This window comes from Methylobacterium ajmalii (assembly GCF_016613415.1).
Taxonomy (GTDB): domain Bacteria; phylum Pseudomonadota; class Alphaproteobacteria; order Rhizobiales; family Beijerinckiaceae; genus Methylobacterium; species Methylobacterium ajmalii.
The window spans coordinates 60,339-79,011 of sequence record NZ_JACWCT010000036.1 but is presented as its reverse complement, the minus strand read 5'-3'; the positions used below and the strand labels follow the sequence as shown (position 1 = coordinate 79,011).

Genomic DNA, 18,673 nt, shown 5'->3' with positions numbered 1-18,673 from the left:
TCCGGCCGGAGCGGGCGCCCTCCGCCGGCTCCCGCCTTCGCGCGCTGCGGTTCCCGGCCTTGTCCTCGGACGGGCCGGACGCCGCCGCGGCGGTGAACACCGCCTCGCCGGGGGGCGAGAGCGTCGGCTCGGCGGCGGGGGCCGCCACGAACCACGGCTCGCGGCAGGCCGCGCAGCGCACGGTGCGGCCGGCCGGGCCGATCTTGTCGGCATCGAGCGTATATTCGCTTGCGCAGGCGGGGCAGACGATCAGCATGGCGAATCAGTCGGGCGCGGCACCGAGGCCGGATCACGACTCCTCCCGCCTCAGCCTTAATGCATGGTAAAGCGGCCGGGCCGCGGGAGACCCGCGAGGCGTAACCGGGCCGCCGAAGGGCCTTCATACCGAGGCCTCGGACCCTTGATGGAGACCGGATGGACGCGAGAACCGACAGGGGCACCGGCAACAGCCTGCTCGGCGGAATGGACGAGCCGGTGGTCCGGTTCGAGAACGTGGGGATGCGCTACGGGGTCGGCCCCGAGGTCCTGAGCGACATCAGCTTCACCATCGCGCCGCACTCGTTCCAGTTCCTCACCGGCCCGTCGGGCGCCGGTAAGACGACGCTGCTGCGCCTGATCCTGCTCTCGGCGCGGCCGAGCCGCGGCCTCGTCTCGGTGTTCGGCGAGGAGGTGAGCGGCATCTCGAGCGGGGCTCTCACGTCCCTGCGCCGGCGCATGGGCGTGGTCTTCCAGGATTTCCGCCTGCTCGACCATCTCACCACCTACGAGAACGTCGCCCTGCCCTTGCGCGTCCAGGGCCGGGCCGAGACGAGCTACCGGGCCGAGGTGGTGGAGCTCCTGCGCTGGGTGGGTCTCGGCGAGCGCATGCACGTCCTGCCCCCGCTCCTGTCGGGCGGGGAGAAGCAGCGCGCGGCGATCGCCCGGGCGCTGATCGCCCGGCCCGAATTGCTGCTCGCCGACGAGCCGACCGGCAACGTCGATCCCCAGCTCGGCCGGCGCCTGCTGCGCCTGTTCGTCGAACTCAACCGCCTCGGCACCTCGGTGCTGATCGCCACCCACGACTTCGCCCTGATGGACCTCGTCGACGCGCGCCGGTTCATCCTGGGCAACAACCGCCTGCGGATCGAGGGATGAGCCGCGGGGAGACGCATCATGTCTGAGGGAGCCACCCTGGAGCGGGCCCCGCGGCGCGCGGCGCCCGCCGCCGACCTGCCGCCGACGCTGCGCCGCAACGCCCCGCTGGTGCCGACCGACACCAGCGCCGGCCGCGCGCTGGCCGCGGTGATCGCGATCCTGACCTTCCTCGCCGCCCTCTGCGCCGGGGGCGCCGAGATCGTCGCCACGAGCGCCGCGCAGTGGCAGGGCTCGGTGGCCCAGGAGGTGACGATCCAGGTCCGCCCGGGCCCGGGCCGCGACACCGACGCCGACGTCGCCAAGGCGGCGGCGCTCGCCTCGGCGACGCCCGGCATCGCGGCGACGCGGCCCTTCACCAAGACGGAATCGGAGCGCCTGCTCGAGCCCTGGCTCGGCAGCGGCCTCGATCTCGGCGACCTGCCGGTGCCCCGCCTGATCACGGTGCGGCTGGGCTCCGGCACGCCCGACCTCGGCGACTTGCGCCGGCGCCTGGCCGACGCCCTGCCCGGGGTGGCAAGCCTCGACGACCACGCGCTCTGGCTCTCTCGCCTCTCGACCATGGCCAACACCGTGGTCGGCGTCGGCGTCGCCATCGTCGGGCTGGTGCTCGTCGCCACCGGACTCGCCGTCACCTTCGCGACCCGCGGCGCCATGGCGGGCAATCGCGAGGTGGTGGAGGTGCTGCACTTCGTCGGCGCCGACGCCGACTTCATCGCCCGCGAGTTCCAACGCCGCTTCTTCCGTCTGGGCCTGCGCGGCGGGGCGATCGGGGCGGCGGCGGCGCTCGCCGTGATCGGGGCCGGCGGCGCGCTCGCCCGGGTCTGGCGCGCGGGACCTGCCGGCGACGAGATCGAGGCCCTGTTCGGCGGCTTCGCCATCGGCTGGCGCGGCTATGCCAGCGTGGTGCTGATCGGCGTCATCGCCTCGGTCGTCACCGCGGTCGTCTCGCGCCTCACCGTGCGGCGCTTCCTCGACTGAGGCGGGTTCCGGGAGATCCCTTCCGGAAACCGTACGAGGCGGATCCGAGGACAGCCCGGCGCCAGGGATCCTCGCTACCGTGGCCCGATCTCCGGTGGCCGGACCCGTCGGCTTGCCCGCTCTTCACAGGAACGCGCGGTCGGAGTGAACGAATCGGCCTCCGGCGCGGTTGCCTCCGGGCCGCCGCAATCGGCACTATGCTCGACAGGGGTGAGATGACCTCGCGGATGCAGCGTGGAATGACGACGCGAACCGGCGACGTGGTGGGCTGGTCCTGGTCGGGCGGCGGATCCGAGGGACCGCCCCCGCCCCGGCGGAGCCTGCGCCGCCGCCTCGCCCTCGGGGCCGCGGGTTTCGGCCTCGCCGGCGGCCTCGCCCTCGGCCTCGGTTTCCTCGCCTTCGTGGCCGGCCTCGCCCGCTCGGAGCGGCTGCCGCTCGGCCCCTCCGACGGCATCGTGGCGCTCACCGGCGGGGCCCAGCGCATCGAGGATGCGATGGACCTGCTGGCCGGCGGCTACGGACGGCGCCTGCTGATCACCGGGGTCAACGAGCGCACAAGCCGCGAGGAGATCGCCCGGCTCAACCCGGGCCAGCAGCACCTGATCGCCTGCTGCGTCGACCTCGACTACCGGGCCCGCAACACCATCGGCAACGCCATCGAGATCCGGCGCTGGATGCGCGAGAACGGGTTCCAGAGCGTCGCGGTGGTCACCTCGAACTATCACATGCCCCGCACTCTGGTGGAGCTCGACCACGCCCTCGAGGGCGGGCACCGGGTCGTGCCCCATCCCGTCGTCTCGGAAGGGATCGACCCCGACCAGTGGTGGCGCCACCCGGCCTCGGCGCGGCTGCTCGCCTCCGAATACGCGAAGTTCCTGGTCGCCTGGGTCCGCACCCGGTTCGAGACCGACCCCGAGCATTCGAGCGCGGCGGTGCTGGTCAGCCGGGGCCATCCGGTGAAGGTGGTGGCCGAGCCGCTGGTGCGGTGACGCGCCACCACGGCGCGCAGGCTCCCGTCCCGCGGGGCGGAGGAGCGGAAAACGGCGTTTTGCCCGAGATCTTCGGCGCGACGGGGCGGGGTGAACCGCCCCAGCACCGCCTGCTCAGCGCCCCTTGCTCAGCGTCCCTTGCAGCGCGTGCGCAGCATCTCGGAGAATTCCTTCTCCGAGCCCTGGACCTGGGCCAGGCGCTCGCTGCGCTCGCCGCCCGACAGGCAGCGGCCGTAGACGGTGGCGGCGCGGCGCATCGTGTCGACGTGCTGGCGCCAGCCGCGGCAGCGGTCGGCGTCGCTGTCGCCGAGCATCTCCAGGCGCTCGATCGCGGTCTTCTGCGAGGATTGCGCCACCAGGAGGTCGCGGGCGCAGGTGCCGTCGACGGCGCGCGCCGGGGCGGCCGCGGCGAGAAGGCACGCCGCCGCGAGAAGGGAGGTCCGCATCGTCACGCCGGTCACGCCGCCTGGGCGGGGGATTGGGTCAGGAGCGCGTAGAGCGCGTCGGCATCGCGGGCCGCACGGATGCGGTCGATGATGCCGGGCTCGCGCAGCACCCGGGCGACCCGGGCGAGCGCCTTCAGGTGGTCGGCGCCGGCGCCCTCGGGAGCGAGCAGCAGGAAGGCGATGTCGACCGGCTGGCCGTCGAGCGCCTCGAAGTCGACCGGGCGCTCGAGGCGGGCCATCAGGCCGAACAGCGTGTCGAGCCCCGGCAGCTTGCCGTGCGGGATCGCCACGCCCTCGCCGATGCCGGTCGAGCCCAGGCGTTCGCGCTGCAGGAGCGTCTCGAAGATCTCGCGCTCGTCCAGGCCCGGCAGGTGGCGGGCCGCCTGGGCGGCCAGCTCCTGCAGAACCTGCTTCTTCCCCTGCGCCCGCAGCGCCGGGAGGACCGCCTCCGGCTTCAGGAATTCCAGCAATGGCATCGAAACCGCTGCCTCATCGGCGGGGACGCGTCGGCGCCCCGCACTTGTTCCAGGACCGGAGGCCTTCCGGGAGAGGGCGTTCGAGCCCGCTTACGGAGTGCCGCGTTCCGGCGGATCGATCCACCCGATCGCGCCGTCGCCCCGACGATATACGACGTTGACCCGCTCGGTGCCAGCGTGAACGAAGACGAGGACGGGGACACCGGTGAGGTCGAGTTCCACCACCGCCTCGCTCACCGTGCGCCGGTGCAGGGTGCGGGTGCTCTCGGCGATGATCGGCGGGTGCTCGCCGGTATCCTCCTCCGGCGCCTCGAACACCGAATAGGCCGCCTCCATCACGGCCTCGCGGCCCGGCAGGCTCCCCGGCAGGCCGCCGTCGAGGCCGACTTCCTTGGCGTGGCCGTTGGGATGGGCCTTGAGGCGGTGCTTGTAGCGGCGGAGGCGCTTCTCGATCCGCTCGGCGGTCTGGTCGAAGCTCGCATGGGCGTCGTGGGCGGTGCCGGACGCTTCCAGGGTGATGCCCGAGGGCAGATGCAGCACGCAATCGGTGCGGTAGGCCGCCCCGTCCCGCGCGACCGTCACATGGCCGTGGTAGGCACCGTCGAAGTACTTGGCGAGGGCCGCGGAGATCCGCTCCTCCACCCGTGTCCTCAGGGCTTCCCCCAAGTCCACGCCACGACCCGACACGCGCAACGCTGCCATTGGCTCCCTCCGGTCTCGTCGTTCGTCGGCCCGCGTCCCGGGGACGTCTCCGGCACGGGGCCAGCGTTTCAAGAGCTAGGAACGCGCGGACGCGAAGTCAACGAAGCCGGCTCAGCTCGAAGGCCGGGCCGGCCCCCGCCTCACCGCGCCGGCATCGCGGCGCGCTCGCGCCGGCGCTCGATCGAGGAGGGGATGCGCAGCGATTCCCGGTACTTGGCGACCGTCCGGCGGGCGATGTCGACGCCCTCGCCGCGCAGGCGCTGCACCAGGGCGTCGTCCGACAGGACGTCGTTGGCCTCGCCGTCGATGAGCTGCTTGATGCGGTGGCGCACGGCCTCCGAGGAATGGGCCGCCGCGCCCGCCGCCCCGGGGATCGCCGCGGTGAAGAAGTACTTCATCTCGAAGGTGCCGCGGCTGGTGCCGATCGACTTGTTCGAGGTCACCCGCGAGACGGTGGATTCGTGCATCCCGATCGCGTCGGCGACGGTCTTCAGGTTGAGCGGGCGCAGGTGGGCGACGCCGTTGACGAAGAACCCGTCCTGCTGGCGCACGATCTCGCTCGCCACCTTCAGGATGGTGCGGGCGCGCTGCTCCAGGCTGCGGGTGAGCCAGTTGGCGGTCTGCAGGCATTCCGACAGGAAGGCCTTGTCGGTGTCGGTCTGCGGGCCGCGGGTGACGGTGGCGTAGTAGCTCTGGTTGACCAGCACCCGCGGCAGGGCCTCGCTGTTGAGCTCGACCAGCCAGGAACCGTCGGGGGCCGCGCGCACGAACACGTCCGGCACCAGCACCTCGACCGGGCCGGCCCCGAAGGCGCGGCCGGGCTTGGGATCGAGGCGGCGCAGCTCGGAGAGCATGTCGGCGAGGTCCTCGTCGTCGACCCCGCACAGGCGGCGCAGGGACGCGAGGTCGCGCTTGGCGACGAGGTCGAGGCGCGAGACCAGGGCCTGCATCGCCGGGTCGAACCGGTCCTGCTCGCGCAGCTGGATCGCCAGGCACTCGGCGAGGTCGCGGGCGCCGACGCCGGACGGGTCGAAGCCCTGGACGAGGGCCAGCACCCGCTCGACGACCGGCATGGCGACGCCGAGTCTCTCGGCGAGCCCGGGCAGGTCCTCGCGCAGGTACCCGGCCTCGTCGATGGCGTCGACCAGGAAGCCGCCGACCAGGCGCTCGACGGGATCGCGGGTGGCGAGGTCGAGCTGGGCCGAGAGATGCTCGTGCAGCGAGGATTCGCTCGTCAGCGTCGCCTCGAAATCCGGCGCGTCGCCGTCGAAGCTGCCGCCGGCATTGCCCCAGGGGGCGGGGGTCAGCGACAGTCCCTCGGAGCCGACCGGCGCCTCGCGGCCGACCGGGCCCTCGTCGGGAAACACGTTGTCGAGGCGGGTGCCGAGATCGCCCTCGATCTCGCTGCGGCTCGGGTTGAGGTCGTGGGAGAGCCAGGGCTCGGCCGCGCCGTCGCCGCCGAAATCCGCGTCGAAGCCGTCGCCGTCGCCCCCGTCCCGGCCGGCCTCCGCGGCCTCGCCGTGGCCCTCGCCCCGGGCATCGCCGATCTCGGGCGCCTCGGCCTCGGCCCGCTCCAGCAGCGGATTACGCTCGAGCTCGGCATCGACGTAGGCGGCGAGGTCGAGGTGGGAGAGTTGCAGAAGCTTGATCGCCTGCAGGAGTTGCGGCGTCATCACCAGGGCCTGGCCCTGGCGCATCTCGAGCCGTTGCAGCAAACCCATCAGCCAGCCCCGACATGCGACGCCCCGGTTTCGGCCAGGGTCGGCACGACTCTTGCTTCATGTCTCTGAATGTAGCTTTAAACCGAAGCGTGGCACGCGTCAAAGCGGACGTGGCGGAACCTTTCAGGACCTTCCGCGAAGAGGCCACGGGGGGCGGACGCCAGTGGAGCAGGGCTCGTCGCGACGGGGTGGTCGTCGCGAGCCCACGGGACGCCGGCCGAATGGACGCGGCCGACCTCGCGCAGGGGGGCACCGGAGCCGGACCGCGACGCCCGACGTGGGATGGACCGGGGCGGGCGCCGCCTACAGGCGGAAATCCTCGCCCAGGTAGAGCCGCCGCACGTCCTCGTCGGCGACGATCTCCTCGGGCGTGCCCTCGGTGAGGATGCGACCCGAATGGACGATGTAGGCCCGGTCGATCAGGCCGAGCGTCTCGCGCACGTTGTGGTCGGTGATGAGCACGCCGATGCCGCGGCCCTTGAGGTGCATCACCAGTTCCTGGATGTCGCCGACCGCGATCGGGTCGATGCCCGCGAAGGGCTCGTCGAGCAGCATGAACGACGGCGAGGAGGCGAGCGCCCGGGCGATCTCGCAGCGCCGCCGCTCGCCGCCCGAGAGCGCGATCGAGGGCGACTTGCGCAGGCGGGTGATGTTGAACTCTTCCAGCAGCGAATCGAGCTTGCGCTCGCGGGTCTTGCGGTCGGGCTCCACCACCTCGAGCACCGCCCGGATGTTGTCCTCGACGTTGAGGCCGCGGAAGATCGAGGCCTCCTGCGGCAGGTAGCCGATGCCGAGCCGGGCGCGCTGGTACATCGGCAGCCGGGTGATCTCGTGCCCGTCGAGGCTGATCGTGCCGCGATCGGCCGAGACGAGGCCGGTGATCATGTAGAAGATCGTGGTCTTGCCGGCGCCGTTGGGGCCGAGCAGGCCCACCGCCTCGCCGTTGCGCACGGTCAGGCCGGCATCGTGCACCACGGTGCGGGCGCCGTAGCTCTTCTTGAGGCCGGCCACCGCCAGGATGCCGGGCCCGCCGAAAGTCGCGGAGGCGCCGTCCGGCTCCGCCGCCACGGCCTCCACCTTTCGCCCGCGGCCGAACAGGCGCCCGAGGCGCGAGACGGTCGGCATCGCCTGGGTCGGAACCGTCTGGGCTTGCAGGGGCAGGGCGGAGGGAAAGGTCACGGGCTCTCTCGCGAAGGATGCCGGCGAAGAAGACCGGCTGTCGGCGCCCCGCCACGTCGGCCCGATCCGCCCCAGGCGGCCGTGCGGCGGAGGAACGGCGCCGGTTTAGCCGAAGCCGGGCCCCGGCCGCAACGCGCCCGACGGTCCGCCGCCCCCTGCCGGCCCTTGCCCCGTGTTCTGGGACACACCGCCACAATGCGCTTACAAGATCGTTCACACGACTCCTCCCGCCCGGACGGCCCGATGCTCTCGCTCCTCGACCTCTGCGCCCGAATCGATTCCGGCCGGCTCACCCCCGAGGGGGCGGTCGGCCTCGTGCGCGAGGCGATCGCGGCCCGCGAGCCGGAGATCGGCGCCCTGGTCTGCGTCGATCCCGCGCCCGCCATCCCGACGACGGGGCCGCTCGCGGGAATCGCGGTCGGGATCAAGGACATCATCGACACCGCCGACCTGCCGACCGCCATGGGCTCGCCGATCTACGCGGGCTGGCGGCCGCGCGCCGACGCGCCCGTGGTGGCACGGCTCAAAAGCCTCGGCGCGGTGCCGCTCGCCAAGACCACCACCACGCCCTTCGCGTTCCTCGACCCGACCGCGACGCGCAACCCGCATCACCCCGGGCACACCCCGGGCGGCTCCTCGGCGGGGTCCGCCGCCGCGGTGGCGGCCGGGATGCTGCCGCTGGCGCTCGGCACCCAGACCGGCGGCTCGATCATCCGCCCGGCGGCGTTCTGCGGCGTCGTCGGGGTCAAGCCGTCGTTCCGGCTGCTGCCGACGGTCGGGGTGAAGTGCTATTCCTGGGCCCTCGACACGCTGGGCCTCTTCGCCGCGAGCGTGCCGGACGCCGCCCACGCCCTCGCGCTCCTCGCCGACCGGCCGGCCATCGCCGCCCACGCCGATGCCGGGGCCTTGCGCATCGGGATCGTGCGCCAGGATTTCTGCGCCGCCCCCGACCCGGAGGCGGAGGCCGCCCTCGCCCGGGCCGCCCGCGCCGCCGAGCGGGCCGGCGCGAGGGTTCGCGACTACGCCCTGCCGGCCCGGTTCGGCGAGGCCTTCGCGGCCCACGCCGCCATCCAGGACTACGAGGTGCGCCAGAGCCTCGCCTGGGAATACGCCACGCACCGCGATGCCCTGCCGCCGCGCCTGCGGGCCGCCCTCGACGCCGCGCAAGGGATCGAGACCGCGGCCTACGACGCGGCGCGGCGCACCGCCCACCACGCGCGGCGCGGCCTGAAGGAGGTCTTCTCCGAGGACGGCCTCGACGCGATCCTGACCTATGCCGCGCCCGGCGCGGCGCCGGCCGGCCTCGACCAGACCGGGGATTCGCGCTTCAACCGCCTCTGGACCCTGATGGGCGTGCCCTGCGTCACCCTGCCGGTCGACCGCACGTCCGCCGGCCTGCCGGTCGGCGTGCAGGTGATCACCCGGTTCGGCGACGACGGCCGGGCGCTCGCCGCGGCGGGGCTGATCGAGCGGGCGCTGCGGGACTAGGACCCGCGTTCAGGCCGCCGCCCGGCCCGGGCCCGCGGGCCCGCTCCCGCGCAGCTCCGCCACCGGACATGGCCGACCGAACAGGTAGCCCTGCAGCTCGTCGCAGCCCGCCTCGCGCAGGATCGCGGCCTGCTCCTCGGTCTCGACGCCCTCGGCCAGCACGATCATCCCGAAGGTCTTGCCGAGGCCGACCGCGGCCCGCACGATCTCGCTGCTGCCCGCCTCGTGGCCGAGGTTGCGCACGAAGGACTGGTCGATCTTGATCTTGTCGAAGGGGAAGCGGCGCAGGTAGCTCAGGGACGAGTAGCCGGTGCCGAAATCGTCCATCGCGGTGCTGACCCCGAGCGCCCGCAGGCGGTGCAGGATGGCGAGCGTCGCGGCGTCGTCCTGCAGCAGCACCGATTCGGTGATCTCGAGCTCGAGCCGCTCGGCCGGCAGGCCGCTCGCCGCGAGGGCCTGCGCCACCTCCTCGACGAGGGCGTCGCCGACGAACTGCACCGGGGACAGGTTCACCGCCACCTTGAGGTCGGGCGGCCAGGCGGCGGCGTCGGCGCAGGCCCGGGCCAGCGCCCAGGCGCCGAGCCGGCGGATCTGGCCGGTCGCCTCGGCGATCGGGATGAACTCGCCCGGGCTGACGAAGCCCTCGCGCGGGTGGCGCCAGCGCAGCAGGGCCTCGAAGGCGCGCAGGGCCCCGTCGGCGGCGACGATCGGCTGGTAGTGGAGATCGAGCTGGCCCTCGGTCAGCGCGCTGCGCAGGTCGGCACCGAGCTGGCGGCGCCGCTGCAGGTCGGCGTCCATCGCCGGGTCGAAGAAGCGCCAGCCGTTCCGCCCCGAGGCCTTGACCTGGTAGAGTGCCACGTCGGCCCGGCGCTGCAGCTCGGCGGTGGTGACCTCGCCGGTCTCCGTCGTCGCGATGCCGATCGAGGTGCCGATGCCGACCTCGTGGCCCTGGACCTCGAACGGCACCCGCAGGAGCCGCACGATCCGCTCGGCGAGCGCCGCGATCCCGGCCGGGTGCGAGGGGGCGCAGCGCATCACCGCGAATTCGTCGCCGCCCAGGCGCCCGACCAGGGCCGTGACGCCGACGGCCTCCTTCAGGCGCAGGCCCACCTGGCGCAGCAGCTCGTCGCCGACCGCGTGACCGTAGGTGTCGTTGACGTCCTTGAACCCGTCGAGATCGAGGCAGAGCACGCTCACCGCCTCGTCCGCGGCCCGCCCGGCCAGCGCCGCGTCCACGCGCTCCTGCATCCGGGCGCGGTTCGGCAGCCCGGTCAGGGCGTCGTGGCCGGCCATGTGGGCGATGCGCTGCTCGGCCCGGCGCTGCTCGGTCACGTCCTCGTGGGTGCCGAGCCAGCCGCCGCCGGGAACCGCCACGTGGACGATCGCGATCGCCCGCCCGTCGGGCAGGTCGCATGTATGGCTCGCGGAGACGCCCGCCGCGATCGCCGCGGGCGCGCCGCCGGCGGTGCGGCTGCAGGCCGTCACCAGCGCGTTCGCCGGCCCGCCATCCCTGCCCAGATGCTCGAGCAGGGCGGCCACCGGCGTGCCGCGCCGGCGCAGGGCGTTTGGCACGGCGTGCATCTGCGCGTAGCGCGCGTTCATCACGATCAGCCGGTCGTCGCGGTCGAACAGGCACAGGCCCTGGGTCATGTGGTCGAGGGCGATGCGGAACTGGGCCTGCTGGGCGTTCAGCTCCTGCTCGCCGCGCTCGCGCGCCTCGGCCGCCGCCCGGGCGGCCTCCGATTCGGTGAGGCGCGCCTGGGCCCGCGCCTGCCGCAGGCCGAGCAGCACCATCCCGGCGAGGCCGAGATCGAGCACCAGGGCGCCCGCTCCGATGAGCCAGGCCTGCTGGCGCCAGGCCGCGAGCCCCGCTTCCGTGGTCCGGCTGACGCTCAGGATCAGCGGGTAGCGCGCCAGCGGCCGCGTCGCGGCGATGCGGTCGTGCCCGTCGATCGGGCTGACGGTGCGGAGCACGCCGCCGGCCGGGGTGGTGAGCGCGATGCGCAGGGCGGCGGCGTTCAGGAAGGTCCGGCCGACGCTGCCGTCCCGCTGGGGATGGCGCACCAGGAGGGTGCCGTCGTCGCGGAAGAGCGAGATCACGTAGTCGCTGGCCGGCACGATCGCCGCGTAGAGCCGCTCGAGGTAGCCGAGCTCGACGGCGCCGAGCACGAGGCCGAGGAACGCGCCGTCCGGGGCGCGCACCTTGCGGGCGATGTAGATCGTCCAGGCGCCGTCGCCGCGATTCTGGAACGGACGGCTGATCGCGCGGTCGCGCTCCGGATCGTCGGCCAGCATCCGGAAATAGTCCCGGTCGGCGATGTTGATCGCCGGGATCGGCCAGTAGCGGCTGAAGTTCAGGAGGGTGCCGTCGCGGGCGATCACCGTGACGGCGTTCGCCTGCGGCAGGGCGGCGATGCGCGTCCGCAGCGCCTCGTGCAGGGCCGGCCGCTTGGCCTGGGCGACGTAGTCCTCCGGGCGGGAGACCCCGGCGGCCTTGAACTCGCCGATCACGGTCTCCTGCACCAGCTCGATCGCCTGCAGCGACCGCTCGGCCTGGTCGGCAAGGATGGTGGAGAGCCCGGTGAGGTTGCGCTCGGTGTCGGCCACCGCCTGGTCGTGGAGGTCGCGCACGAGCAGCCCGGAGCCGACGGCGATGATCGCCGCCAGCAGGCCGGCGGACGCGGCCACCATCCGGAAGGAGCGTCCGCGCAGGGCCGGGGCCGGCGGCATCATGTCGGTCGTCGGGCCCACGCGTCTCATCCGGTCGACATGGTCGCAGGAGATGGATTCTCTGTGCCTGCCCGAGGTTTAAGAAGGCGTGAAATCGCGTGCGGCCATCCGCAGGTTTCACGCGTGCCCGGTGACGCTGGCTCGCCCGGCGGACCACCTTCCGCGGAGAGCCCCGCTACAACCCTCCGTCCTGCAGCCGGTACCAAGCCACCACCGCCGCGGCGTAGAGCCGGTGCAGCCCGTGCAGCGGCAGGGGCGTGATCGGGCTCGGGGCCACCGGGAGCGCGTCGGCATCGTCCCGGGCGACGAACCGCGCGATCGCCTGGCCCATCCGGGTCTGGAGGCCGACGCCGCGGCCCTGGCAGCCGATGTCGATGAGGAGGCCGGGCTCGGGCGCGTGCAGGTGGGGCAGGTAGTCCCGGGTCACCGCGACCCGCCCGCACCAGCGATGGTCGAAGTCGATCCCGGCGAGCTGCGGGAACAGTTTCGGGACGATCCGCTCCAGATGCGCCCAGTCCGCCGCCCCGCGCGGCTCGCGGAACGGCCCGCGCCCGCCAAGCAGCAGCCGCCCGGTATGGTCGAGGCGGAAATAGAGCAGCAGCTTGCGGGTGTCGGAGGAGACCTGGCCCTCGGGCAGCACCGTGCGGCGCAGGTTGTCGGAGAGCGGGACCGTAGCGACCTGGAACGAGTTGGCGGCGATGATGGTCTGCCGGAGCCTCGGCCACAGGTCGCCCGAATAGCCGTTGGTGCACAGCACCACCCGCTCGGTGGTCAAGCTCGGGCCGCGGCCCGTCCGCACCGTCCAGGTCGTCCCCCGGCGCGACAGGCCGGCGACCGGCGTGTCGGTGTGGAGGACGGCGCCCGCCGCGAGCGCCGCCTTCGCGAGGCCGCGGGCATAGGCGAGAGGCTGCACCGCGCCGCCGCGCCCGTCGAGCCAGCCGCCGCGATAGCGCTCGGAACCGATCAGCCGGTCGGCCTCCGCCTTGTCGAGGAGGCGGGTCGGCGCCCCGCGCCGCGCCCATTGCTCGGCCCGGCGCTCGGCCTGCGCCAGGCCCTCGTCGGTGTGCGCGCCCTGGATCCAGCCGGTGCGGGTCCGCGGCACGTCCATCCGGTGCCGGTCGATGAGGTCGAACACCGCATCCGCCGTGCCGGCCCCGAAGGCGGCGAGGCGCTCGCCGCGCTCAGGCCCGAACATCGCCACCAGCTCGTCGGGATCGTGCTTGAGGCCCGGGATCACCTGGCCGCCGTTGCGGCCCGAGCCGCCGAAGCCGATCTCGCGGGCTTCCAGCAGCACCGGCTTCAACCCGGCCTCGGCGAGGTGGAGCGCCGTCGACAGGCCGCAGAACCCGCCGCCGATCACAACCACGTCGGCCCGGCCGGATTCCGTCAGCGGCGCGGTCGCTGGCGGGGGAGGGGCGGTGGCGGCCCAGAGGGCGGGTCCGAGGGGGAAGGGCTCGGTCATCGGGGAACGCCTCGTCACAACGGGTTCAGCACGCGCCGCAAAAAGTCCTGGGTGCGGGGCTGCTGCGGGCGCCCCAGCACCTCGCGGGCGGCGCCCTCCTCGACGATCACCCCGCCGTCGAGAAAGAGCACCCGGTCGGCGACCTCGCGGGCAAAGCCCATCTCGTGGGTGACGACCACCATGGTCATGCCTTCCTCGGCGAGCCCGCGCATCGTGCCGAGCACGTCGCCGACGAGCTCGGGGTCGAGGGCCGAGGTCGGCTCGTCGAACAGGATCGCGTCGGGCCGCATGGCGAGAGCCCGGGCGATGGCGACCCGCTGCTGCTGCCCGCCCGACAGCTGGGGCGGGTGGGCGTCCTCCTTGCCGGCGAGCCCGACGCGGGCGAGCAGCGCCCGGCCGCGCTCGGTCGCCTCCCGGCGGGGCTCGCCCTTCACGTAGATCGGCCCCTCGACGACGTTCTCGAGCGCTGTGCGGTGCGGAAACAGGTTGAAGCGCTGGAACACCATCGAGACCTGGACCCGCACGGCCCGGATCGAGCGGTCGGAACGGTCGACCCTCTGGCCGTTCACGGTGATCGTCCCGCCGTCGTAGGATTCGAGCCCGTTGATGCAGCGCAAGACCGTCGACTTGCCCGAGCCCGAGGGGCCGATGACGCAGACCACCTCGCCCCGGTCGACCCGCGCGGTGATGCCCTTGAGGACGGGCAGCGCCCCGAAGGACTTGCGGACGTCGTCGAGCACGATCATCGCCGGCGGGCCTGCTTCTCGAAGTGGCGCACGATCAGGATCAGGGGCAGGCTCAGGGTCAGATACATCAGGGCGACCAGCGAGAAGACGCTGGTGTTCTTGAAGGTCGCCGAGGCGACGAGCTTGCCCTGCAGCGCCAGCTCGGCGACCGTGATGGTCGAGGCCTGGGACGAATCCTTCAGCATCATGATCATCACGTTGCCGTAGGGCGGCAGCGCGGTGCGGAGGGCCTGCGGCAGCAGCACCCGCCGCATGGTCAGCCCCCAGCCCATGCCGATGGTCTGGGCCGCCTCGACCTGGCCCTTGTCGATCGCCTCGATCGCGGCGCGGAAGTTCTCGGCCTGGTAGGCCGAGTAGGCGAGGCCGAGGCCCAGCACCGCCGCCTGCACCGCCGAGAACGACAGCCCGTAATCCGGCAGCACGAAGTAGATGTAGAACAGCTGCACGATGATCGGGATGCCCCGGATCACGTTGATGAAGGTCGCGGCGAAGAACGAGAGGGCGCGCACGCCCGAGACCCGCATCATCGCCCAGACGAGGCCGAGCGCGGTCGAGACCACGAGCGAGCCCGCCGTGATCAGGATCGTCAGCCAGACGCCCTGGAGCAGGATCGGCAGGAACTCGCGGGCGTCGGACAGGAAGCCGTCCATGGGATCGCGCGTCCGCTCAGGACGGGTTCACGGAGGGCTGCAGGCCCCACTTCTCCAGGATACGCGCGAGCTCGCCGTTCTCCTTGATCTTGGACAGCCCCGCGTCGATCTTGGCGAGCAGGGCCTTGTCGTCCTTGCGCAGGCCGATGCCGACCGAGCCGACGACCACCGGCTTGTAGGACGCGACGAGGTGGGCGTTGGGGAAGTTGCCGCTCTTGAGGTTGTAGGCGGCGATCGGCGCGTCGGCGAAGATCGCCTTGACCCGGCCGGCATTCACGTCCCGCAGCATGTCCGGGAAGGTGTCGTAGACCTTCACCTCGCCGAACTGGCCCGATTTCTTCAGAGCGTCGACGAAGGCGGTGCCGACCTGGGCGCCCACGGTCTCGCCCTTGAGGTCGGCGAACGCCGTGTAGGCCTTGGTGTCGGCCTTCGGCACCACCAGCCCTTCGCCGTAGGTGTAGACGGGAGCCGAGAACGCGATCACCTCCTGGCGCGGCGGGGTGATGAACATCGCCGCCGAGATGACGTCGATCTTCTTGGCCGTCAGCGCCGCGATCAGCGTCGAGAACTGGAACGGCTCGATCTGCACCGAGAAGCCGGCTTCCTTCCCGATCGCCGTGATCACGTCCACCATCACGCCCTGGATGGTATTGGTCTTGGTGTCGAGGAAGGTGAAGGGCACGCCGGTCGGCGTCGAGCCGACCCGGACGGTCTCCTGAGCCAGGGCCGGCCGGGACAGGGCCCCCGCGAGCACCAGGGCCGCGCCCGCGGCCATCATCAGACGCTTCATCGTCCCCGCTCCCGTGCCGGGCGGCTTTATGATGCCGCCGCGAAATTTCATTGACATGAACATCAGGGCATAATTCGCTGCATCACGCAATCCGATTTCACGCACATGAAACAGGCGACGGCCGGACCACGGAATGGGCAAGGTGCCCGGCAGGCAGCCGGGCCGATCGCGGCCGACCTCGCGGTCGGGCAGCGGCTGCGCGCGCTGCGGCAGGCCCGCAACCTGTCGCTGAAGGCGGTGGCGGCGGCGACCGGGCTGTCGATCGGCTACCTCAGCCAGGTCGAGCGGGGCCTGTCCTCGCCCTCGCTGCGGGTGCTGACCGGCGTCGCCGACCTCCTCGGCGTCGGCCTCGGCGCCCTGTTCGACGGACCCGGCGCGGGCGGGGCCGAGGGGTTCGTCACCCGGGCCGGGGAGCGGGCGGCCCTCACCCTCTGGCGCGCCGGCATCACCAAGCAGCTGCTGACGCAGGGCGACGGGGCGCTCAGCCTTTTCCTGATGCAGCTCGCGCCGCTCGCCGGCACCGGGGACGAGCCCCTGGTCCATGACGGCGAGGAGGCCGGGCTGGTGCTGGAAGGCGCCCTCGTCCTGACGGTCGAGGGCACGACGGTGGAGCTCCAAGCCGGCGACAGCTTCCGCTTCGCCAGCCGGCGCCCGCACCGCTACCGCAACCCGCACCCCGACCGGCCGGCCGCGGTGCTGTGGGTCAACGCCGTGCCGCGGGCGGGGGCGTGAGGCTTTCGAGCGGATCCGTGCGGCGCAACGCGGCTCGGGTGCCTTCTGTTCGTTGCTCCCAGGGCGGACGACCGTTTGGTGAGATTTTTCCGCATTTATATTTATAAATAGCTATTTATATTTGCATGATGATGGTTGTTTGCGCAATATCGGGATATTTTTGATCGGATCGACAATCCTGATATCTCCCTCGTCATTCTACGCCCCCGCGGCGGTCCCTGGTACGAAGAGAAGGTCCGTAGGGTCATAGCTGGCGACCGGAAGAAGACGATCGTGTGTTCTGGCGATCGACTTGTCCGGCACGCAGCAAGGACAGCATTTCGAATGTCGGTCTGTTCCGAGATGGTCGAGCGGTGCGAACGAGCCCGGATCCCCGACGCGAGGACGAGGGTGACGAACCACCCGGCACACTCGCGATCGCCTCGATGGAAACGTACGAAGGCAAGCAATATTGATTGATTTTGCCAAAATCAAAAATCTGCTTTCCAAAAAATTTCATTGTGAGCAATAAATATATGATGCTAAAAATGTGCTAGTTCGAAATTAATATCAGCAGATTGACTTGACCAATTTTATATTTTAACTATCTTCGTTGCATCCAGAATATGGATAGTGTTAGAAATCATACATATAGAGGAGCGATCTATGTCGATTTCTCTCCGTATCGTCGGCATTTTCTACAATCGGTCTGACATTCCCGATAGAGGTAAACAAACAGTAAAAGATGTTCTCGATTACGCCGTCAAAAATTCCAGGCTTCCAAATCTTCCATCCGACAATTTCAAATATATAGTTAGTTCTACCGCTGCGCCTGCGGGCGCCAATGCAAAACCGAGTGTCAGCGCATTTTTTGCAAACTATACTGACAGCTTTGCAAGTCCGACCAGTGGTCTGAAGTATCCGCGCGGCGAATATTTTCTGTCCGAGTCACTGGTCGAAAACCCGAGTTATGTCGTCTGGCAATTTTATGTCTTCAGTGCGAACGGCGTGCCGATCATCCCCAATCCTCGAATCTCTTCCTTCGTCGACGTCCAGGTTCCGGATGGCGGCCGCGTCGTTTGGCGTCTCGACAAGGTCCTGTCGGCTCCGAACCTCGTGCCCACAGTGTACCGGACGGCGTTCGGCCTGGGAGATCCGAAACAGGCGGTCGTGGCACCCGGCGCCGGTGTGTCGGCCGGAACGTCGCCCGGCCACGCGGATGCCGGCTAGTCGCCGGCCGGTGCGGCACAGTCATGAAGCGGGAACGGCGTCCGATCGCGTGACGATCGGACGCCGTTCCGTCAGGCTTCGGACGCCGAGAGCAAAACCCTGCCGGGCGAATCGCGTCCGGCACGGGCCCATCGCGGCGAGGAGCGGCCCGAAAGCCCATACGGGGTCGACGGCCGCCCCTCGTGCGCTCCAGCCGACACCCTCGGTTCAGCCCATCGCCCGCTTGACGAACCGGTCCTCGACGGTGGTGGCGAGGTCGATCTTGGCGCCCTGCAGGTCGGGGTCGAGGGTGCGCACCAGTTCCAGCACGCTCGCCATGCCCTCCTGGGTCGGGATGCCGGTGCGGGAATAGCTCTCGAGCGAGTTCTTCACCGCCTGCACGTAGAGCGGCTTGTCGCCGAAATGGTAGGCCGGCGGCACCGTGTCGGCGATCTCCTCGGGCGAGGCGGCGACGATCCACTTCAGCGCCTTGGCGAAGGCGTTGACGACCTTTTGGGTCGCGGCGGGGTGGTGCTCGATCCAGTCCTGCTTGGTGTAGACCACCGCGGCCGGGTTCGGTCCGCCGAACAGGGCGCGGGTGCCGGCCTCGGTGCGGGTGTCGATGAGGACCGTGATGTCGCCGTCGGCCTCGAGCTTGGCGATCACCGGGTCGAGGTGGGAGATCGCGTCGATCTCGCCCTTCTTCATCGCCGCGATCGCGCCGGCGCCGCCCCCGACCCCGATCAGGGCCGCGTCGGTGGCCTTCAGCCCGGCCTTGATCATCGCGTACTGGGCGGTGAGCGAGGTCGAGGAGCCCGGCGCCGTCACGCCGATCTTGCGGCCCTTGAGGTCGGCGGCCGACTTCACCGTGCCGGCGAGGTCCTTGCGCACCCCGATCACGATGGCGGGGTAGCGGCCGAGCTCGCACACGGCGCGAACGTCCTGGCCCTTCGCCTGCATGCGGATCGTGTGCTCGTAGGCCCCCGTCACCACGTCGACCGAGCCGCCGATCAGCGCCTGGAGCGAGCGGGCGCCGCCGCCGAAATCGTTGATCTCGGCCTCGACGCCCTCCTCCTTGAAGTAGCCCTTCCGCTCGGCGATCGTCAGCGGCAGGTAGTAGAGCAGCGGCTTGCCGCCGACGCCGATGCGCACCTTCACGGTGTCGGCCCGGGCGGGGGCGGCGGGCGCGAGCGCCAGGGCGGCGGCGCCGGCGAGGAAGCTGCGGCGTTGCATGGGTGGTGTCCTCCCGTTTTCCGGTCTCT

Annotated in this window: 18 protein-coding genes; 6 read left to right on the top strand and 12 right to left on the bottom strand. The window is 71.3% G+C overall.

What is annotated here, in order from left to right; all coding sequences use genetic code 11:
• The coding region (locus tag HPY23_RS06870; RefSeq protein ID WP_200649582.1) for a zinc-ribbon domain-containing protein at positions 1-256 on the bottom strand (256 nt) is incomplete at its 3' end.
• A 158-nt stretch (positions 257-414) separates the two neighbouring features.
• On the opposite strand from HPY23_RS06870, the gene ftsE reads away from it, so the two are divergent.
• The 3 genes from ftsE (at position 415) to HPY23_RS06855 (ending at position 3,101) form a co-directional block, all read left to right on the top strand.
• Positions 415-1,134 (top strand): cell division ATP-binding protein FtsE, encoded by a 720-nt coding sequence (gene ftsE, locus HPY23_RS06865; protein ID WP_060845368.1) that lies wholly within the window; start codon positions 415-417, stop codon positions 1,132-1,134.
• Between the two features lie 18 nt (positions 1,135-1,152).
• Positions 1,153-2,112, top strand: a complete 960-nt coding sequence (locus HPY23_RS06860) for a cell division protein FtsX (RefSeq protein WP_060845369.1) — start codon at positions 1,153-1,155, stop codon at positions 2,110-2,112.
• Between the two features lie 239 nt (positions 2,113-2,351).
• Positions 2,352-3,101, top strand: coding sequence for a YdcF family protein (locus tag HPY23_RS06855; protein WP_167543868.1), 750 nt, complete (start codon positions 2,352-2,354; stop codon positions 3,099-3,101).
• A gap of 128 nt (positions 3,102-3,229) precedes the next feature.
• On the opposite strand, the gene HPY23_RS06850 is transcribed toward HPY23_RS06855, so the two are convergent.
• The 5 genes from HPY23_RS06850 to lptB all read right to left on the bottom strand — a co-directional run bounded on the left by HPY23_RS06850 (position 3,230) and on the right by lptB (position 7,571).
• A complete protein-coding gene (locus HPY23_RS06850; protein WP_060845370.1) occupies positions 3,230-3,547 on the bottom strand; it encodes a hypothetical protein in 318 nt (105 codons plus the stop codon).
• Positions 3,548-3,558: 11 nt separating this feature from the next.
• Positions 3,559-4,023: a PTS IIA-like nitrogen regulatory protein PtsN gene (ptsN, locus tag HPY23_RS06845; protein WP_048451812.1), complete on the bottom strand. Its 465-nt coding sequence runs from the start codon at positions 4,021-4,023 to the stop codon at positions 3,559-3,561.
• Between the two features lie 90 nt (positions 4,024-4,113).
• A complete protein-coding gene (gene hpf / locus HPY23_RS06840; protein ID WP_060845371.1) occupies positions 4,114-4,725 on the bottom strand; it encodes a ribosome hibernation-promoting factor, HPF/YfiA family in 612 nt (203 codons plus the stop codon).
• A gap of 140 nt (positions 4,726-4,865) precedes the next feature.
• Positions 4,866-6,446, bottom strand: a complete 1,581-nt coding sequence (rpoN, locus tag HPY23_RS06835) for an RNA polymerase factor sigma-54 (protein WP_091883038.1) — start codon at positions 6,444-6,446, stop codon at positions 4,866-4,868.
• 303 nt (positions 6,447-6,749) lie between these two features.
• Positions 6,750-7,571, bottom strand: coding sequence for an LPS export ABC transporter ATP-binding protein (lptB, locus tag HPY23_RS06830; RefSeq protein ID WP_175539875.1), 822 nt, complete (start codon positions 7,569-7,571; stop codon positions 6,750-6,752).
• A 297-nt stretch (positions 7,572-7,868) separates the two neighbouring features.
• On the opposite strand from lptB, the gene HPY23_RS06825 reads away from it, so the two are divergent.
• Entirely contained in the window at positions 7,869-9,113 is a 1,245-nt protein-coding gene (locus HPY23_RS06825) for an amidase (RefSeq protein ID WP_060845374.1), read from the top strand.
• A gap of 9 nt (positions 9,114-9,122) precedes the next feature.
• On the opposite strand, the gene HPY23_RS06820 is transcribed toward HPY23_RS06825, so the two are convergent.
• The 5 genes from HPY23_RS06820 to HPY23_RS06800 form a co-directional block, all read right to left on the bottom strand.
• Complete coding sequence (locus HPY23_RS06820; protein WP_244537502.1) at positions 9,123-11,864, bottom strand: bifunctional diguanylate cyclase/phosphodiesterase; 2,742 nt, start codon at positions 11,862-11,864, stop codon at positions 9,123-9,125.
• Positions 11,865-12,018: 154 nt separating this feature from the next.
• Positions 12,019-13,305: an NAD(P)/FAD-dependent oxidoreductase gene (locus HPY23_RS06815; protein WP_091883044.1), complete on the bottom strand. Its 1,287-nt coding sequence runs from the start codon at positions 13,303-13,305 to the stop codon at positions 12,019-12,021.
• Positions 13,306-13,319: 14 nt separating this feature from the next.
• The gene (locus HPY23_RS06810) at positions 13,320-14,051 is read right to left on the bottom strand and encodes an amino acid ABC transporter ATP-binding protein (RefSeq protein ID WP_060845377.1); all 732 of its coding nucleotides are present in this window, start codon (positions 14,049-14,051) and stop codon (positions 13,320-13,322) included.
• Entirely contained in the window at positions 14,048-14,701 is a 654-nt protein-coding gene (locus HPY23_RS06805; protein WP_060845378.1) for an amino acid ABC transporter permease, read from the bottom strand. Before HPY23_RS06805 ends, HPY23_RS06810 begins: the two co-directional genes overlap by 4 nt.
• A gap of 16 nt (positions 14,702-14,717) precedes the next feature.
• Positions 14,718-15,491, bottom strand: coding sequence for an ABC transporter substrate-binding protein (locus HPY23_RS06800; RefSeq protein WP_060845379.1), 774 nt, complete (start codon positions 15,489-15,491; stop codon positions 14,718-14,720).
• A gap of 105 nt (positions 15,492-15,596) precedes the next feature.
• On the opposite strand from HPY23_RS06800, the gene HPY23_RS06795 reads away from it, so the two are divergent.
• A complete protein-coding gene (locus HPY23_RS06795; protein WP_060845380.1) occupies positions 15,597-16,223 on the top strand; it encodes a cupin domain-containing protein in 627 nt (208 codons plus the stop codon).
• A 645-nt stretch (positions 16,224-16,868) separates the two neighbouring features.
• Entirely contained in the window at positions 16,869-17,432 is a 564-nt protein-coding gene (locus HPY23_RS06790) for a hypothetical protein (RefSeq protein WP_139234889.1), read from the top strand.
• 207 nt (positions 17,433-17,639) lie between these two features.
• Here the strand turns inward: HPY23_RS06790 and HPY23_RS06785 are convergent, their stop codons facing one another.
• Positions 17,640-18,644: an ABC transporter substrate-binding protein gene (locus HPY23_RS06785; protein ID WP_091883047.1), complete on the bottom strand. Its 1,005-nt coding sequence runs from the start codon at positions 18,642-18,644 to the stop codon at positions 17,640-17,642.
• Positions 18,645-18,673 lie beyond the last annotated feature (29 nt).

Coding starts and splice junctions, on each gene's coding strand:
- HPY23_RS06785 (WP_091883047.1), bottom strand. CDS start 18,644: ATGCAACGCCGCAGCTTCCTCGCCGGCGCCGCCGCCCTGGCGCTCGCG.
- hpf (WP_060845371.1), bottom strand. CDS start 4,725: ATGGCAGCGTTGCGCGTGTCGGGTCGTGGCGTGGACTTGGGGGAAGCC.
- HPY23_RS06800 (WP_060845379.1), bottom strand. CDS start 15,491: ATGAAGCGTCTGATGATGGCCGCGGGCGCGGCCCTGGTGCTCGCGGGG.
- HPY23_RS06815 (WP_091883044.1), bottom strand. CDS start 13,305: ATGACCGAGCCCTTCCCCCTCGGACCCGCCCTCTGGGCCGCCACCGCC.
- HPY23_RS06810 (WP_060845377.1), bottom strand. CDS start 14,051: ATGATCGTGCTCGACGACGTCCGCAAGTCCTTCGGGGCGCTGCCCGTC.
- HPY23_RS06855 (WP_167543868.1), top strand. CDS start 2,352: ATGACGACGCGAACCGGCGACGTGGTGGGCTGGTCCTGGTCGGGCGGC.
- HPY23_RS06795 (WP_060845380.1), top strand. CDS start 15,597: ATGAAACAGGCGACGGCCGGACCACGGAATGGGCAAGGTGCCCGGCAG.
- HPY23_RS06790 (WP_139234889.1), top strand. CDS start 16,869: ATGTCGATTTCTCTCCGTATCGTCGGCATTTTCTACAATCGGTCTGAC.
- ptsN (WP_048451812.1), bottom strand. CDS start 4,023: ATGCCATTGCTGGAATTCCTGAAGCCGGAGGCGGTCCTCCCGGCGCTG.
- HPY23_RS06825 (WP_060845374.1), top strand. CDS start 7,869: ATGCTCTCGCTCCTCGACCTCTGCGCCCGAATCGATTCCGGCCGGCTC.
- HPY23_RS06860 (WP_060845369.1), top strand. CDS start 1,153: ATGTCTGAGGGAGCCACCCTGGAGCGGGCCCCGCGGCGCGCGGCGCCC.
- HPY23_RS06850 (WP_060845370.1), bottom strand. CDS start 3,547: ATGCGGACCTCCCTTCTCGCGGCGGCGTGCCTTCTCGCCGCGGCCGCC.
- lptB (WP_175539875.1), bottom strand. CDS start 7,571: ATGCCGACCGTCTCGCGCCTCGGGCGCCTGTTCGGCCGCGGGCGAAAG.
- rpoN (WP_091883038.1), bottom strand. CDS start 6,446: ATGGGTTTGCTGCAACGGCTCGAGATGCGCCAGGGCCAGGCCCTGGTG.
- ftsE (WP_060845368.1), top strand. CDS start 415: ATGGACGCGAGAACCGACAGGGGCACCGGCAACAGCCTGCTCGGCGGA.
- HPY23_RS06805 (WP_060845378.1), bottom strand. CDS start 14,701: ATGGACGGCTTCCTGTCCGACGCCCGCGAGTTCCTGCCGATCCTGCTC.